12 protein-coding genes are annotated in these 16,910 nt (G+C 45.6%); 8 read left to right on the top strand and 4 right to left on the bottom strand.

The window, feature by feature from the left end; genetic code table 11:
* Window positions 1-9: 9 nt before the first annotated feature.
* The 7 genes from rimO to fghA all read left to right on the top strand — a co-directional run bounded on the left by rimO (window position 10) and on the right by fghA (window position 6,351).
* The gene (rimO, locus tag PATL_RS09360) at window positions 10-1,431 is read left to right on the top strand and encodes a 30S ribosomal protein S12 methylthiotransferase RimO (RefSeq protein WP_011574653.1); all 1,422 of its coding nucleotides are present in this window, start codon (window positions 10-12) and stop codon (window positions 1,429-1,431) included.
* 2 nt (window positions 1,432-1,433) lie between these two features.
* A complete protein-coding gene (locus PATL_RS09355) occupies window positions 1,434-1,883 on the top strand; it encodes a DUF2721 domain-containing protein (RefSeq protein ID WP_011574652.1) in 450 nt (149 codons plus the stop codon).
* A gap of 75 nt (window positions 1,884-1,958) precedes the next feature.
* Window positions 1,959-2,711, top strand: a complete 753-nt coding sequence (locus PATL_RS09350; RefSeq protein ID WP_011574651.1) for an SDR family NAD(P)-dependent oxidoreductase — start codon at window positions 1,959-1,961, stop codon at window positions 2,709-2,711.
* A gap of 57 nt (window positions 2,712-2,768) precedes the next feature.
* Window positions 2,769-3,668, top strand: a complete 900-nt coding sequence (locus PATL_RS09345) for an amidohydrolase family protein (RefSeq protein WP_011574650.1) — start codon at window positions 2,769-2,771, stop codon at window positions 3,666-3,668.
* Window positions 3,669-3,783: 115 nt separating this feature from the next.
* Entirely contained in the window at window positions 3,784-4,233 is a 450-nt protein-coding gene (locus PATL_RS09340; protein ID WP_011574649.1) for a hypothetical protein, read from the top strand.
* A 103-nt stretch (window positions 4,234-4,336) separates the two neighbouring features.
* The gene (locus PATL_RS09335; RefSeq protein WP_011574648.1) at window positions 4,337-5,455 is read left to right on the top strand and encodes an S-(hydroxymethyl)glutathione dehydrogenase/class III alcohol dehydrogenase; all 1,119 of its coding nucleotides are present in this window, start codon (window positions 4,337-4,339) and stop codon (window positions 5,453-5,455) included.
* Entirely contained in the window at window positions 5,455-6,351 is an 897-nt protein-coding gene (fghA, locus tag PATL_RS09330) for an S-formylglutathione hydrolase (RefSeq protein WP_011574647.1), read from the top strand. The genes PATL_RS09335 and fghA overlap by 1 nt, the downstream gene beginning before the upstream one ends.
* A 192-nt stretch (window positions 6,352-6,543) precedes the next feature.
* On the opposite strand, the gene PATL_RS09325 is transcribed toward fghA, so the two are convergent.
* Window positions 6,544-9,279, bottom strand: coding sequence for a M14 family metallopeptidase (locus tag PATL_RS09325; RefSeq protein ID WP_011574646.1), 2,736 nt, complete (start codon window positions 9,277-9,279; stop codon window positions 6,544-6,546).
* Window positions 9,280-9,731: 452 nt separating this feature from the next.
* On the opposite strand from PATL_RS09325, the gene PATL_RS09320 reads away from it, so the two are divergent.
* Window positions 9,732-12,617 (top strand): TonB-dependent receptor, encoded by a 2,886-nt coding sequence (locus PATL_RS09320; protein WP_011574645.1) that lies wholly within the window; start codon window positions 9,732-9,734, stop codon window positions 12,615-12,617.
* Window positions 12,618-12,744: 127 nt separating this feature from the next.
* Here the strand turns inward: PATL_RS09320 and treF are convergent, their stop codons facing one another.
* From treF to PATL_RS09305, 3 genes are all read right to left on the bottom strand, one after another.
* On the bottom strand, window positions 12,745-14,274 hold the full coding sequence (treF, locus tag PATL_RS09315) for an alpha,alpha-trehalase TreF (RefSeq protein WP_011574644.1): 1,530 nt from the start codon (window positions 14,272-14,274) through the stop codon (window positions 12,745-12,747).
* Between the two features lie 4 nt (window positions 14,275-14,278).
* Window positions 14,279-15,517 (bottom strand): MFS transporter, encoded by a 1,239-nt coding sequence (locus PATL_RS09310; RefSeq protein WP_041714363.1) that lies wholly within the window; start codon window positions 15,515-15,517, stop codon window positions 14,279-14,281.
* A 110-nt stretch (window positions 15,518-15,627) separates the two neighbouring features.
* Window positions 15,628-16,671 (bottom strand): LacI family DNA-binding transcriptional regulator, encoded by a 1,044-nt coding sequence (locus tag PATL_RS09305; protein WP_081429930.1) that lies wholly within the window; start codon window positions 16,669-16,671, stop codon window positions 15,628-15,630.
* Window positions 16,672-16,910 lie beyond the last annotated feature (239 nt).

Raw genomic sequence — 16,910 nt, 5'->3', positions numbered from 1 at the left:
GAGCATTTGATGACTGTTGAAACCTTTAATCCAAAACAAACTACGACCTTAGAAACACCGATAAAAACTATCGAAGCTGATAAGCCAAGTACTTTATCCACCGGTTCGCGGATTGGTTTTGTCAGCCTAGGCTGCCCGAAAAACCTAGTGGATTCAGAGCGTATCTTGACTCAGTTACGCACAGAAGGGTATGACGTGGTCAACACCTATAACGATGCGGATTTAGTCATTGTAAATACCTGTGGTTTTATTGATACCGCCGTACAAGAATCGCTGGATACCATAGGCGAAGCACTGGCTGAAAATGGCAAAGTTATCGTCACCGGTTGCTTAGGCATCAAAGAAGATGAAATACGCGAGGTGCATCCCAACGTATTGGCCATTACCGGCCCTCATGCGTATGAAGAAGTGGTAAATCAGGTACATGAGCATTTGCCTCAGCCAAGTTATAACCCGTATATGAATTTAGTGCCGGATATTGGCGTTAAGCTGACGCCGCGCCATTATGCTTATTTGAAAATATCTGAAGGCTGTAACCACAGATGCACCTTTTGCATTATTCCTTCCATGCGCGGCGATTTGGTTAGCCGCCCTATTGGTGAGATTTTAGATGAAGCCCAGCGCTTAAAAAACGCTGGGGTCAAAGAGCTATTGGTTATTTCACAAGACACCAGCGCTTATGGCGTAGACGTTAAAAACAAAATGGGCTTCTGGAATGGTATGCCGGTAAAAACAGGCATGACAGAGCTGTGCGAAAAGCTCGGTGAGATGGGCATGTGGGTACGATTGCATTACGTTTACCCCTATCCATCTGTTGATAAAGTCATGCCGTTAATGGCCTCGGGTAAAGTGTTGCCTTACCTAGATATTCCCTTTCAGCATGCCAGCCCGCGTATTCTTAAATTGATGAAGCGCCCCGCCGCCGCTGAGCGCACGATGGAGCGTATTAAGAAATGGCGCGAACTGTGCCCAGAGTTAGTTATCCGCTCTACCTTTATTGTGGGCTTTCCAGGTGAAACCGAAGAAGACTTCCAAATGCTGCTCGACTTTTTAGACGATGCTCAGCTTGAGCGCGTGGGCTGCTTTAAATACTCAGATGTTGAAGGCGCGAAAGCGAACGACTTGCCGGACCCGGTCAGTGAAGAAGTCAAACAAGAGCGTTTCGAGCGCTTTATGCAGAAACAGCAACAAATCAGCAGCGCGAAATTACAGCGTAGAATTGGTTCAACCATTCAAGTGCTCATCGATGAAGTAGACGAAGAAGGCGCCATTGGACGCAGTTTCGCTGATGCACCTGAAATCGACGGCCTTGTATACTTGAACGGTGATGTTGAACTGAAACCTGGCGACATAATTACCGCCACAGTTGAACACGCTGATGAATACGACCTATGGGCCTCGCGTACTATAAACTGTGACTTGAGTGCTTAAACGTGGAGTCATCGATTTCTGATTTAGCTCAAGTGATTCAAATCGTGGTTGCGCCAGTCTTTATGCTGACTGGCATCGCTGGCTTTTTAAACGTGATGTCAGGTCGCTTGGGACGCATTGTCGATAGAGCGCGCATAATTGAGCGCCGCGTGGCCATTCTTAAAAACCCTGACAAACTCAAAATCTCCCAAGTCGAGCTTAAATACCTGTGGCGCCGGATTAAAATTATTAACCGCTCTATCGGAATGTGTACCGCTTCGGCGCTTTTTGTCTGTTCAGTGGTATGTTGCTTGTTTATCGGCGAGTTTTTGCTGATGGACTTAACCAAAGCCGTAGTGATTTTATTCGTTATCGCGCTTTTGCTCCTGATCGTTGCCTTGGTATCGTTTTTAAAAGAAGTGCAATTGGCTACCCGTACATTGCAAATGGGCAAAGAATTCGACGACGAATAACCGATGTTGAGTCAAATAGTTGAGTAAAATAAAGAGCGGTTTGCAAACAGATAATGAAGCGTAAGAGGTAATAGGATGTCAAGCACAACACAGCCCATTTGTATTGTCACCGGTGGTAGCTTAGGGATAGGCGCTGCCATTTGTCAGCTATTTGCCCAAAAAGGCTACCGAGTATTTAATTTAGATTTACAGGCCCCACCTCAGCCTGATGTCGCTGTTCATTGGCATCAATGCGATGTATCAAACGTGACACAAGTGAGAAATATTATTGCCAGTATCCGCAGTGAACATTCAAAAATTGACTGCTTGGTGTCTAACGCTGGCGTGCATCTGTCCGCCAATATCGAGCAAACCAGTGAAGACGTGCTTGACCAGATGTTTGCGATTAATGTCAAAGGGGCTTACGCCGCCATTCAAGGCGTGCTGCCAAGCATGGTTAAGCATGGTGGCGGTTCCATTATTTTAATGGCCTCTGATCAAGCGCTAATTGCCAAGCAAAATTCTTTTGCATATAACTTGACCAAATCCGCTTTGGCATCAATGGCAAAAACGACCGCGCTGGATTATGCCAAATACAATATTCGCGCGAATGCAGTATGCCCAGGGACAATAGAAACCCCTCTGTATCATAAAGCAATTGATAGTTACCTTGAAAAGTCAGGGCGCGATAGTGACGAAGTACACGCAGAAGAAGCCGCGTTGCAACCTCTTGGGCGTCTAGGCCAGCCAAACGAAGTGGCGCAGCTTTGTTACTTTTTAGCAAGTGAACAGGCGGGTTTTATCACCGGTAGTTTGCAAGTCATCGATGGCGGTTATACCGCCCAGTAGTCGTTTTACAGCGTTACACGTAAGCGGCAGACAGAAACGGAAAAAGCAAATAGTAATATGGACATTATCGACCCACATCTGCACCTTTTTAACCTAAGTGATGGTCAATACAGCTGGTTAAAACCCGAAAATCCCCCCCACTGGCCAGACAAAAACACTATTCATCGTGACGTTAATCAAGCTGAACTGCAGCTAGATTCTGGGTTGGATCTAGCCGGTTTTGTGCACATTGAGGCGGGTTTTGACAACGCTCAACCGTGGCGAGAACTTGATTGGCTAGCACAACACTGCACCCTGGCCTTTAAGAGTGTGGCAGGTGGTGATCTAACATCTGAGCAATTTCCCGAGGTGTTGGCTAATTTGCGACGCCGACCGTCACTTGTCGGTGTTAGGCACATTCTTGATGACGATGCTCACGCCTTGCTAAGCAGCTCGGTGTTTCGAAAAAACTTGGCCCTGTTGGCTGAGCATGGTTTGAGTTTCGATGCGCAGTTTTCATTATCGGATTCTCAAGCCACACAAGTGCTATGCAAGGTGCTTAATAATACACCAACCTTACGCGTGATCATCAATCATGCAGGTTGGCCGCCTCTTCAATCTAATACCCATAACTGGCTGCAAGCCTTTGACCGATGGCAACACAACCTTGGTGCACTCGGGCAATACCCAAATGTGGCAATAAAGCTTTCTGGCTGGGAAATGCAGAATCGTGCGTACACTGAAGCAGACATGCAAACAGTGATGATGGCCTGCTTACAAATACTGGGTGAGCGCCGAGTGATGCTTGCCAGTAATTTTCCGCTAACTACCTTCAGCCAATCTTATGCTGACTTGTGGCAAACTTATGGCGCACTTTTAACGTCAGTCGAAGTGCATGAACCTGCCCAAGCAGAGCCAGATAACAGATTAAAAAGCCTACTGCTGTATAAAAACAGTGCGAGTTGGTATCAATTTTAAGCATGCACCAAGGCACTTTGCGCCAGTGTTGAGCCCCGCCCATCTCTTGTATTGCACTGCTGCCTGTTAAGCGTTTAGACTAGCCACTCAAACGATAGAAAGTGAGTAAGTTTAAGTGAAAAAACAGCACAAAAACCTGTATCAATGGCCCTTAATTTTGCTCACGGCAAGCCTATTTGGCTGTGCCGGCAATGAACCGAAACCCATACAAACTACAGATCATTTCAGTACTCAAATAGGCGATGACGGCGAGACTCAATTTGCCTTTGGTTTATCATGGTTTAATTTACCCGAAGAAGACACAGACAATAGAGGCGAACGCGGCGGCAGACGTGGCGGTCGTGATGGCAGCAGAGACGCAAGACTTGGCGGGCAAAGCAACCGCCCTATCGGCTCGAATTTAAACCCGCAGCCAAATAATGAAACCAAATTGGCGCTTGAAGACAAAGCCGTGCTGCATTTAAAGCAAACCCTAGATAAACGCGATCTGTGTCCCAATGGTTATACCATCGACGATATTATTTGGGAGCCCAGACGCATTCGCCTGATGGGAATGTGCAAGTAAGAGCGTGCAAGTAAAATCGTTTATATAACTAACGCCCATCTATTTGATCGGGGTTGGTTATGATTTCTCAAAATACCTGTTTTCAGCAAAAAGGATCAACACTATGCAAAGCATTAAAACTCGTGCGGCGGTTGCTTGGGCAGCCGGCGAACCATTATCCATTGAAGAAGTTGATTTGATGCCGCCACAAAAAGGCGAAGTACTTATTAAAGTCATCGCCACTGGCGTATGTCATACCGATGCCTACACGCTGTCGGGCGAAGATCCGGAAGGCATCTTTCCTGCTATTTTAGGCCATGAGGGCGCCGGGATTGTTGAAGCCATTGGCGAAGGCGTGACGTCTGTCGAAGTGGGCGATCATGTTATTCCGTTATACACGCCAGAATGCGGCGAGTGTAAATTTTGCTTGTCAGGAAAAACTAACCTATGCCAAGCAATACGTGCCACACAGGGTAAAGGCTTAATGCCAGATGGCACCACACGTTTTTCAAAAAATGGCAAACCTATTTATCATTACATGGGCACATCTACCTTCGCGGAGCACACAGTCGTGCCTGAAATTGCCTTAGCGAAAATCCCAAAAGAAGCCCCTCTTGAAAAAGTATGTTTACTTGGTTGCGGCGTCACCACGGGTATGGGCGCGGTCACTAACACCGCCAAAGTGCAAGAAGGCGACACGGTAGCGGTATTCGGTTTAGGCGGCATCGGTTTATCTGTGCTAATTGGCGCGAAAATGGCCAACGCGGGTCGTATCATCGCAATTGATGTGAACGAAGATAAATTTAAAATTGCTAAGCAACTTGGCGCGACCGATGTGGTGAACCCAAAAGATTTTGACAAATCCATTCAAGAAGTCATTGTGGATATGACTGATGGCGGCGTAGATTACTCGTTTGAGTGCATCGGCAATGTGAATGTGATGCGCTCAGCACTTGAATGTTGTCATAAAGGCTGGGGCGAATCGGTGATCATTGGTGTGGCCGGTGCGGGCCAAGAAATCTCTACTCGACCGTTCCAACTTGTTACTGGTCGAGTATGGCGCGGTTCAGCATTTGGTGGTGTGAAAGGTCGCAGCCAATTACCTGATTATGTACAACGCTACATGGATGGCGAATTCGAGCTTGATACCTTCATTACCCACACTATGCCACTAGAAGACATCAATACGGCGTTTGATTTAATGCACGAAGGGAAATCCATCCGCTCAGTGGTGCATTATTAATGAGCGGTCAACAGCAAATGAGCGCTGCCTCAAGCGACACTTCGAGCATAATCGAAGTGTCAGCAAATCGTTGCTTTGGCGGTTGGCAGAAGCGTTTTAGCCACCAATCCGCTGTACTGAACTGTGAAATGCACTTTAGCGTGTATTTGCCCCCAGCCGCTGAACTAAGCAAACCGCTGCCTGTAGTCTATTGGTTAAGCGGATTCACCTGTACAGATGAAAACTTTGTCACCAAAGCCGGTGCACAGCGCGTTGCCAGTGAGCTGGGCATCATGCTTGTCATACCTGACACCAGCCCGCGAGGTGATGCTGTACCTGATGCTGACGACAAAGCCTATGACTTAGGTTTAGGGGCAGGATTTTATGTGAATGCAACCCAAGCCCCTTGGGCTGAGCATTACCGCATGTACGACTACATCGTCGACGAACTGCCCGTCCTCATTCAGCAGCACTTCAAAGTACAACCTAAAGCAGCGATTGCAGGGCATTCAATGGGCGGCCACGGTGCGCTTATGATTGCCTTGTCAAATGTGAAACGCTTTAGTTCCGTGTCGGCCTTTTCACCGATTGTGAATCCGATGGAATGCCCGTGGGGACAAAAAGCCTTCAGTCATTATTTAGGTGACGATAAAAGCGAATGGCAACAATACGACAGCTGTGAGCTAATGCGCCAGCAAGGCCAATTTTTACAATTGCCTATGTTGATTGATCAAGGCCTAGCGGATGACTTTTACCAAAGCCAAAAGTTAGCCAAACCGCTTGAGACGATAGCACAAGAGATAAACTACCCAGCTGAGTTTCGATACCACAACGGTTATGATCATAGCTACTTTTTCATCAGCAGCTTTATTGAAGATCACTTGCGCTTTCACGCTAAGCATTTAGCCGAGTCGTAGGCCGTTACTGCTCAGCACGAACGTCTATGCGGCTAAACTAATGCAAAATTACGTTTATAAAAAATAACACCGTATTAAACAAAAAAACGCCAAGTGGTTTTCCCCACTTGGCGTTTTTATTCGCGCCATAATTATAGCGTTCTGCTTATTGGCCTGAATTAAAAGCCCCAATAAACCTTAATAACAGCTTAGCTATTTGGCCACATAAGCGTGAGCCGATGCGCTGAAAATAGCGTTCATCAACATCACATTTAACCCGTCAAGATACGCCCGAGTGGTTGGCTCTTGAGTAAACGCGATCACCATTCCATTCCCGCTAGGTTGATGAATAAGAAATGGCTTATACGCCAATTGCTTTTTATTTTCTTGCCATAGGTAACCACTGGCCAGTACGTCTTTTTCACTCTTAAACCATGCAAGGTTTTTCCCTGAAGCTAATCGAATCGGCGCGAAGATATCATTCCCATAAACAAGCCCCACCACTTCAGGGGCAACGCCTGCGGTAAGCCAGTGCTCTTGGTCGACTTCCACATTGGCTAAGATCCCAGCAACGAAATCAGGACTCTCTTCACTGTTTTCACTGTTTTTGACCAAATCTTCGCGGTTGACATAGGCTTTACCCGCTACGGTTGATGATTCATCATCAGACTCGTCCGCGCTGCCCTCCTCTTTTATGGCTAACTCGCGTTTTATATCCAGTAAACCAATGTCGGCTTCAGCCGCAAAGCGCGTTGCACTGCCAAGGGTAATTAGCACCCCGCCCGCTTCAACCCATTGTTTTATATTCTGCGCCCCAGCCTGACCTAAGCCATTGTGATAACGCCCTGCCGGTAAAATCAGGACCTGATAATGACGTAAATCTGCGCTTGCCAATGTCGAGGTACGAATGGCATTCACCGGATAACCAAATTGCTGCTCTATCACGAAACGGGTGTTACCCGCGCTGAGCGATGAAGTGGGGTCATCCCAGGCCATGGCGATTTTTGGCGCGCTCAATAGGTGGGTATCATTGCTACCAAAACTGGGGCCGTCTGTTACCCAGCTAGTGTTCACACCATCGACTATGGCACCACTTTGGGCTGCTAAATCTTGCACCGCTGCAGCAATAGCATTGTCATTAGCGGCCACTTCGATAATTAAGCTGCCCGCTGGATAGCGTTTCTTATCATCTAAGGTAAACGCTCGGTCAGCGGTTTTGAGGGGGACATTTTGCTGTAACGCAGCAGTTAAAAAGCGTCCTGCGGCCATATCACCCCAAGGTACAATGTAAGCCACGGTGGCATGTGGGTTTATTACTTTTCCTTCAAGGGTGTCAGTCATTTTCACTAAGCGGTGATCACCTGATACCCCTTTGCCGCAGGTGTTTACCTCTAGGTTATACATTAGGGGTAAAGACCAGCCTGTTACATCGTAAATTTGATCACCTAGCTTGCGTTCTCGGCGACGCTCTTGCTCTTTAATAAACGCGTTACTCATGTCGACTTGCTGAGTAAACGTAGTTTTTACAAAACGCCCTCGAGGTTGAGCCGTGTCGATGTAATAGCTGCCTGGCGCATAGGTTTCACCACACAGTTTCACTTTTTCAGTAGTTTGATAAACATCTACGCCGTGCTCGGTCATTAGTTTCGCCAGCTTGAAGTTGCCAGCGCGGTCTCGTTTGTTGGGCAAAATGAAAACCCGCTCTTTCTTATCAGACTTACCTGCATCGATCGCATCTACCTGATACTGGTAGTAGTCCTTGAGTAACTTGCTGCGTTGGTTAGCAACGGTTTCAGCAGTGGAAATAGACGCTACAAAATGTCGTAATACTGTATCTTCGTAACTTAAGTCATTACCGTCCATGCGGCGAAAAATTTCGCCCCTAGATGATGCTACTTCGTAGGTCGATGCAGCAGCGCCATAAAAAGTCGGCCAACTATCACCATAGCCAGGATAAAAGGCATCAAAGATTTCTCGGGTAAAATAATCAAAGCCATTGGCATCAAAATGCTTAGCATTATTGCGCCCCACCAAGTTGATATTGTCGATTTGTGCTTTGGTCATATGTGGGTTAACTGGTTGCGCTGATGGGGCAAAGTAGTAACTTTCATCGCCACCCATTTCGTGTAAATCAATGACCACCAATGGACGATATTTATTCATACTGGCAATACGGCCTTTGGTTTCAGGTTGGGTAATGGCAAGCCAATCGCGGTTCATATCAAATAGATAATGGTTTGCCCGACCACGGGGCCAAGGTTCATTGTGCTCAGCAGATAATCTGTCGCTGCTGTGCATCATGCCCACAGTAGAATAATAGTTGGCGATAAAGCGACTTCGACCATCAGGGTTTTGCAATGGGTCGATAAATACAATGCTGTTTTGCATGATGTTATCGACCGTTGCATCCCCTTTTCCCGCCAGCAAATGATAAGCCGTCATCATTGCTGCATCGGTACTGCTTATTTCATTGCCATGCACGCTGTACTCTAACCACACAGAGGAGGGTAACGCGGTCATTAGATTTTTGGCTTTACTTTTATTGGTAACACGCGGGTCTGATAATGCCTGCATATCTGTCGAGAATTGCGCCAGGTTAGCGATGTTCTGCTTAGTACCGATGGCTGCATAAATAAGCTTTCGCCCTTCCCATGTTTCCCCGTATTCGAAAAGTTTAATCTGCTCAGGAGCTGCTTGTTGCAGGGCTTCAAAAAAGCGCAGCATGTCTGAATGCGACGTTATACGCTGGCCCACAGAGTAACCCAACACACTTTGCATCGTAGGGATTGCATTATCATACTGAACCGCTGGCCAATTGGCGGCTTCAGTGAGAGATTTTGGCGTAGCAGTAAGTGGTGTCGAATTAGGCTGCGGCGCGGCAAGTGCGAATGCACTCATGCACGTCAACGCACCGAAAAGCAGTGGTTTAAAAGCGTGTTTAAGAATCATATTGTTCCCTGATGTTCTGGATGTAAGTGTGCTTTAGTCGGCTTTTTATAGCCGACTTTTATTATTCAGACATATCATACCCAAAGTACCCAACGATCCCAGTGATTAGCCTACAAAATCGTAAACAAATATTCCGTGCTAGCGCTGTACTTGAACCTTGTCATGGTTCTTTTATTAGTCATTTTTAGCCTGTGTCCTTGCCATCCTCAGCGCCCAGAACATAAAGCAAACATCCACCCTGCTTTATCGTGCCAAACCGCGCCTTATCGTATACGCAATGAATTTGACTCAAACATACTATGTTTAACTTGTTAATATGTATAAACCTACTAAATTACACACCATTAACAACCGAGCAGTATTTGCAACAAGCATTCATTGTCATTAGTGCTTGTTGCATCAAGTACCGCTTGCAACAGAAAAATGTAGTGTGAACTCATAAGGATCGGAACATGACAATCGTTAAACACTTTCGTTTATTACCTTTAGGCATCGCTGTCTCTGCAGCACTGATTAGTGCCAACACCTATGCGCAACAAACTGACGAAACAGAAGTCATTCAAGTTAGAGGAATAAGAAGTAGTCTGAGTGAAGCGATGGACCTAAAGAAATCGGCCCCTTCGATACAAGACAGTATAGTGGCCGAAGATATTGGTAAGTTTCCAGATCAAAATGTAGCCGAGTCTTTACAGCGGATTTCTGGTGTGATGATTTCGCGAAATAATGGTGAGGGTTCAAAAATTTCGGTTCGTGGCATGGGTCCACAATTTAATGCCGTGAAAATTAATAATCGAACGATTGCCACGACAGACAGAGGCCGAGAGTTTGATTTTCAAGCGTTACCTTCAGAATTGATATCGGGCGCGGACGTGATTAAAGCATCGCGCGCCAACATAGCCGAAGGAAGCTTAGGGGCCTACGTAAATATATCGACGGCCCGACCTTTAGATAGCACGGGCTTTAATGCTGCCACATCAGCAAATATTAGCTACAACGACTTGGCTGACGAGTACGGTAATAGAGTGTCAGCCATTATTAGCAATACCTTTGCTGATGATCAATTTGGCATTTTGTTTGGATTTTCTCGTCAAAAAACCACCAATAGAGTCGATGCTGCAGGCACCACCCATTGGGGCTCATTTCAAGCGGACAACCAAGCCTGGATCACAGGCCCCACTAAAGACATTAATGGCCAAGATATCACCCAAGGCACTATTTGGTATCCTGGTAGAGGCACCTTTACTCTGGATATTGAAGAGCGTGAGCGCACAAGTGCAAACGTCACCTTTCAATGGCAACCCGACGAAGACACCACACATACCTTCGATGCTCTATACACGGACTTGAGCCGGCAAGCTGGTAGCAACGGTATTCAAGTGCCGCTGCAGGGTTCTGGTTGGAGTGACGTAGTCGTATCTGAAAATTACACCTTGCTTGAGGGCAAGCGAAATCAAAAACCAATTGATGTGCTTATGCAAGAACGTGGGCAAGACTCCGACACCTTGGCACTTGGATTAAATAGTGAGTTCTATCGTAGCAGCTGGAAATTGGTGAGCGATTTGTCGTATTCAAAATCCACCGCAACACCCAAAGCCAACACACTTGTAGCGCATGCCGTAAATCCTAATTACGACGATTCGTTAGATATCTTTGACCCCAACTACGTTGATGGACAGATCAAAGGCCTAACCATTAATGACTACCTGAATGTTGATAACTACGGCGATATTATGTCCATCGACACGTCTGTTGATTACGGTAACCCAGCGGCCATACGCACGCACTGGAATGACATTCAACACAAAGAGCTTGAAGATGAAATTTTTGAAGCCAAGTTCGATGCGAGTTATACCCTAGATTCTGGGCCAATCAGATCAGTTGATATGGGCGTGGCCTATTCGGATCGTGAAAAGTCCCAGCAAGTCTTTAAAATCAATCATGGCTGCTATAATACGGATTTATGGGTGCAGCCCGAAATAACCACACCTGAAGAACAATACCTGTTCGATAACACTCTTTTACCCTACAACACATGTGGCCAACACATTGATTTAGAAGACAGCTTATTTCGTACAAATAACGTTAACTTCTTAGCAGATGAAAGCGGCACCTTCCCGCGTAATTTTGTGCTAGTAAATGATTTCAACGCTTATAAAGAAGCCATTGCAGATATTCGTCAGGAGCCTAATTGGACTCAAGAATACTTAGCCCCCGCCGAGTCTGTTGCGAACACAGAAGAAACCTTTGCTCTATACAGCCAACTCAATTTGGAGGGTGATGTACGAGACATTTTGATCAGCGGCAACGTCGGTTTACGCTATGTAAAAACCAAAACATCATCTGAGGGTCATCGCCGCTTTCGTGACTCAATCAGTGATGTTTACGAGCAAAACGAAGGCGTCATAGTAGAAATTGTTTATACGGATCCTGAAGCGTTAACGGTTGAAAAAGACTATTCGCACTTTCTGCCAAGTGCCAATTTAAACGTTGATTTCGGTAATGGCGTTTTTATAAAAGGTGCCGCCGCCAAAGTTATCACGCGCCCTGCCCTTGAAGATACTGGCGTAAACAGCACCTACCCTTTGCGTATTCGCGCTGATCAGTACAATACGAAAAGTGGTAATCCGTATTTAGAACCCTACGAAGCAACTCAGTATGACTTGTCGTTAGAGTATTACGCCGACAACGGCGATGCCTACTCAGCAGGCCTGTTTTACAAAGACATAGGCACGTTCATATCGCAAAAGACAGTGCAAAAAGATACGGGTTACGTCGCCGTGAATCAGGATTGGGGGACCTTTTATGAATACTCAGAAGAGCAAACCAATCGTAGCGGCGGCAAAGTCAGCGGTATTGAAGTGGCAGCGTTGCACTACTTTGATTATTTACCCGGTTGGCTAAGTGGCTTCGGTATTCAAGCTAACTACACCTACACCGACAGCAAAGACGATGAAGCGGCGAAAGACGAGATAACACGTGAAAACGTGTTATCTGCGGGCAGTGGTTTAGAAGGCTTTTCAAAGAATGCTTACAACGTTATCGGCTTTTATGAGCAGGAAGGCTTTCAAGCGCGCTTAGCATATAACTGGCGTGACAATTACCTGAAATACCGCTCAGGCCCAGTGATAGGAAGTAACGGTTTGCCTCAACACGTGCAAGACTATGGTCAATTTGATTTCAGCACCTCATACGACATAAACGAAACCTTCACTGTCAGCGCTGAAGCCATCAACCTGACCAATGAAAAAATAGTCGAATATGCCGATGTGCGAGAACGAGTCACTCAGATTCAATACTCAGGAAGACGTTTTCAACTCGGTGTGAAAGCGACTTTCTAATCCTTTTTACCCAACATGCCTCGACACGCCCTTGGATCACTCAGTCTAAGGGCGTGTCGCTTTTGTTTTAGCCAAGGTTTTATAACAGAAAATACAATCTACATTGAGCGATAAAGCCAAGTCATGATTATGTTAACAAATCATAAAACGCCAATGTCACGCCATTCGTCCAACCAAACCCTTGCTGTACTTCGTACTCCCCGCCATCCGCTAAGCTATCAAGTGAGTGCACATTGTATTTTTCCATGATGTTTCCGCTTTTGATAAAATGAGCGTCTACGGTTTTTAACCAGCGCTGCATAACGTTCCTCGCATCTTCCTTGTAGCCATAATTGCGTAAACCGATAACAGCAAACCAGTGCAATGGCGCCCAACCATTGGGGGAATCCCATTGCTGACTCGTCGCATTCAAAGTGGTTAATAATCCCCCCTCTTGCAAAAATGTCGACATTAATGTGCTCTTAACGCTTCTTGCCTGCTGAGCACTTGCAATATCGACAAATAAGGGCAATGTTGCTGCTAGCGAGCGTACGTTGAGTGGCTGTTGTTTAATGAACTGGTAATCGAAGTAAAACTGTTCTTGGTCTGACCAAAAATAACGGTCGATGGCTTCTTTGCGTGCATCTGCTCGAGCATTGAAGTGTGCCGCTTGATCATGATGGTTAAGCAGCCCATGGTATTTGGCCAAGTTACGTTCTAAACGGTACAACAAGCAATTTAAATCCACGGGAACAATTTCCGTGGTTTCTATTGAAGCAAGTTCATGACTGTCAGCCAACCAGCGTGAGCTAAAATCCCAACCAGATTCACACGCCGCACGAATATTTCGATAGAATTCAGCTCTTTGCTCTTGTGGCAAGTTCCGTGCTAACTCAATGTCTTCTAGATATGACTCAGTGCGTGGAGTGGCAAGGTTATCCCAATATCGATTCAGTATCGCGCCACACGGCATACGTACCACTCGCTCTGCAGCTTCGCCGCCATTAATGAGCTTGTCTTCGTTGCGCATCCAGAACCGGTGCTCTTGCTCCATGCCTTCAATGCATCGTAAAACAAATTCAGTGTCTGGTGCATTATCATGATTAACACACAGCTCCACCATCATTCCTAACACAGGCGGTTGAGAGCGAGAAAAGTAATAGCTACGATTGCCATTAGGGATACAGCCTAACCGCTCTTGCAATTCAATAAAGTTCAACACCATATCTTTAATAAGGTGGGTATAACCTGATTGGTTTAACCCTAGCGCGGTAAAATAGCTATCCCAGTAATATATTTCACGAAACCGGCCACCTGGCACTATGTACGAGTGTTCCAGCGCTAATAATGTGCTCATCGTATCTTTACGATCAGGCTGGCGTATCAACTTAGGCCATAGCTGTTGTATGTATTCTTTTAGGGTTACCTTGGCTGTAGAATCATTTAATTCAATATCTGCCGGTAGGGTAAAATGGCTGTCTACAAATGCAACGAGAGAGAAATTCGCCAGAGATTTATGACGCTCATATTGTTCCACAACCTCTTTCCAACTCGAACGTGGCGTAGCGTCGCAAATCGTTTTACTGTCGTTAAAAAGCGCTTCAAGTTGAATGCGTCTAAATAATTCACTTTCAAAAAATACAATGCTTGGGTGGTCAAATGAAATCGAGTCACTCATGGTCCTACGCTCCTTCAACTGACACAGAACGATTGTTCACGGAAAGTTTTCTAAAAATATACAAACTCAGCATGATCATCATAATAGGAATAAGTGACATGTAAAAGGCGTGTTGTCCGCCAAACTTGTCGAAAACGACTCCCGTGAGGATCGAGCCAAACGTTCCCCCTAGCGCGGAGAAAATAACGATCAACCCTGTCATTTTTGCGTGCTGTTTATTGGGTAATGCACTGAGTACTACTGAGTTAATAAGCGGATAAATCGGCGCCATAAATAAGCCAATTGCAGGCAGTAAATAAGCTGCAAGCGGTGCGTCAAAAATGCCCGTGACCACTTGGCCTTCAGCAACTTGTGTCATGGGTAAGGTCAGCAGTATGGTTAGAAACATCATGACCAAACAGGCATTAATAAACACGTACCAAGGGACAAATCGCAACAAAAAACCAGCCAACAAACGACCAAGCGCAATCATGGCCGCAAAGATACTGGTCAATTGAATACTGATGTCTACGGGTAAGCCCAACACTTCACGATTAAACGTGGGTAGCCACGAGCCAATCCCCTGCTCTATCAATACGTAAAGGAATACTGAAATAACGAAAATGAGCACCAATGGTTGATACGTTAGCTTGAGCATGTCAACAAACTCACTTAGTGCATTGTCTTGATTTGCCTTAAAAGGTTCACGCTCAATCGGTGCGAAATACACAAATATGGCGGCTAAGCTAATCAAGCCACCTAATAGGTAATACACGTTCAACCACTCAAGGGAAGCAGGATCATCAGCGTTAATGAACCCACTGAAAACCCAATAGCCAGAGAGCACGCCGACCATAAAAATACCTTCTACCGTGTTCATCAGTGATGAGTGACTCTCTGTATTGTCACTGAGCTGCCCTATCAATGAATACACAGATATTTTGACCAAGGCGAACGCGGTACCGATAACGGCAAACAGTATCTTAATAAAAAAGAACTCGGCAAAAAGCGGGGTCAGTAAACACACCACAGCGACCAGTACTAAACCCAAACAAAGTGCAACTTGATATCCTATGCGAGGAATAAATGACGCAACAAAAAACGACACAAAGGCAATAGACAAGTCCTTAAAACCTTCTAATGTACTAGCGTCAGTTTTGCTGACATCAAAACTGGTGATCGACTGTAAGATCACCGTGCCCACACTGTTGAGCAGAACAGCAAACACGAAATAGCACAGTGAGATAGCAATAATGGTCAGCATTCGATTCATTGGATAGGTCTACTTTTGAGAGAATGAGTAGAAGTGTAAATTGTAAGTTAACAAAATGCAATCGTTTGCATTCAATAATACTTTAAATGTTGAATTGGTATTTACGGGTTATGTTTCGTTGATTGACGCGCCACTAGTGCGATGTCTATCAAAGAAGAGTCGACTTTTCTACCTTCAAACTGCGCAATTAGCTTGTCGACCATCACTTGTGCAGCACGCTGGGTATTTTGTTTAATCGTTGTTAATGAAGGGTACGACAATTCAGCCATCATAATGTCATCAAACCCAACGATAGCAACGTCGCTAGGAATGCCAATGTAACGTTCTTTCAATGCGCGCATTGCGCCTAAGGCAACCATATCGCTACAAGCGACGATGCCGTCGAAAAACAGCCCTTTGGATAAAATAAGTTCACTGATTTTGGCATATGCTGCACTGCTAGTAATGTCACATGCGACGGTGAATGCCCGGTCAAATGTGATCGAGTGCGCTTCAAGCGCATCTTGATACCCCCGGTAACGTCCAGTCATCTCCATATGCTCAGGGTCGCCCAAGAATAAGATATTTTTGCATCCACCAGTAATCAAATGTTGTGTGGCGATCTCGCCGCCTAAATGATTATTACTGCCGACAGCGGCATAATTAGACTCGGTTTTTGGATCGCCCCATACCACCATAGGTACATCAGATTCAGCCACTTCTTTTACTTTTTCATCACTCTTGCCTTGGCCTACAACGATAAGACCATCTGCACGCTGACTGTTAATAAAATAGTTAGCCCAATTGTCTGTGGCCATAAACGAATTAGATAACAATAAGTCATAGCCTCTGGTATTTAAGGCTTGGTTTAGATCGCCCACAATTTTCAATAAAAACGGGTCGCTGATACTCTGTTCAGTGTGATCGATTAGGTTAAGAATAACCGCCACTACTTTGGTTTTTTGGGTGCGTAAACGACTTGCGGCGGTATTGATACTAAAATTGTGTGACGCCGCTAACGCTTGAATGCGTACCCGCGTGTCTTTTTTAATCAAAGGGTTGTCACTCAACGCGCGAGATACTGTAGATGCAGACACCCCAGCCAGACCAGCCAAGTCGTTCAAGGTCAATTTTTTGTTACTTTTCAATCTATTACCCAAATTTATTGATTCATTGCACGCGATTATTGAATTAGCTACTTATACCATTGCCCGTTGAAAAGTGAGCACTCAGCGAGCGTTTAAAAGAAATGCCTCAGCGGCTTTTACTCTGCGTTCTCACTCTTTGAAAGGGAACAACCATTACTGCATAGCGACGCCTTAATCAAAAACCGCTGGACGCATTCTGAGGCGGCACTTATTTATGCGAATTGGTATTATTAGTAAAGCCTGCTAAGTCTAGTGTA

The organism is Paraglaciecola sp. T6c (assembly GCF_000014225.1).
Lineage (GTDB): Bacteria > Pseudomonadota > Gammaproteobacteria > Enterobacterales > Alteromonadaceae > Paraglaciecola > Paraglaciecola atlantica_A.
The sequence above is the reverse complement of the archived record's forward strand: the minus strand, read 5'-3'. Positions and strand labels throughout refer to the sequence as shown.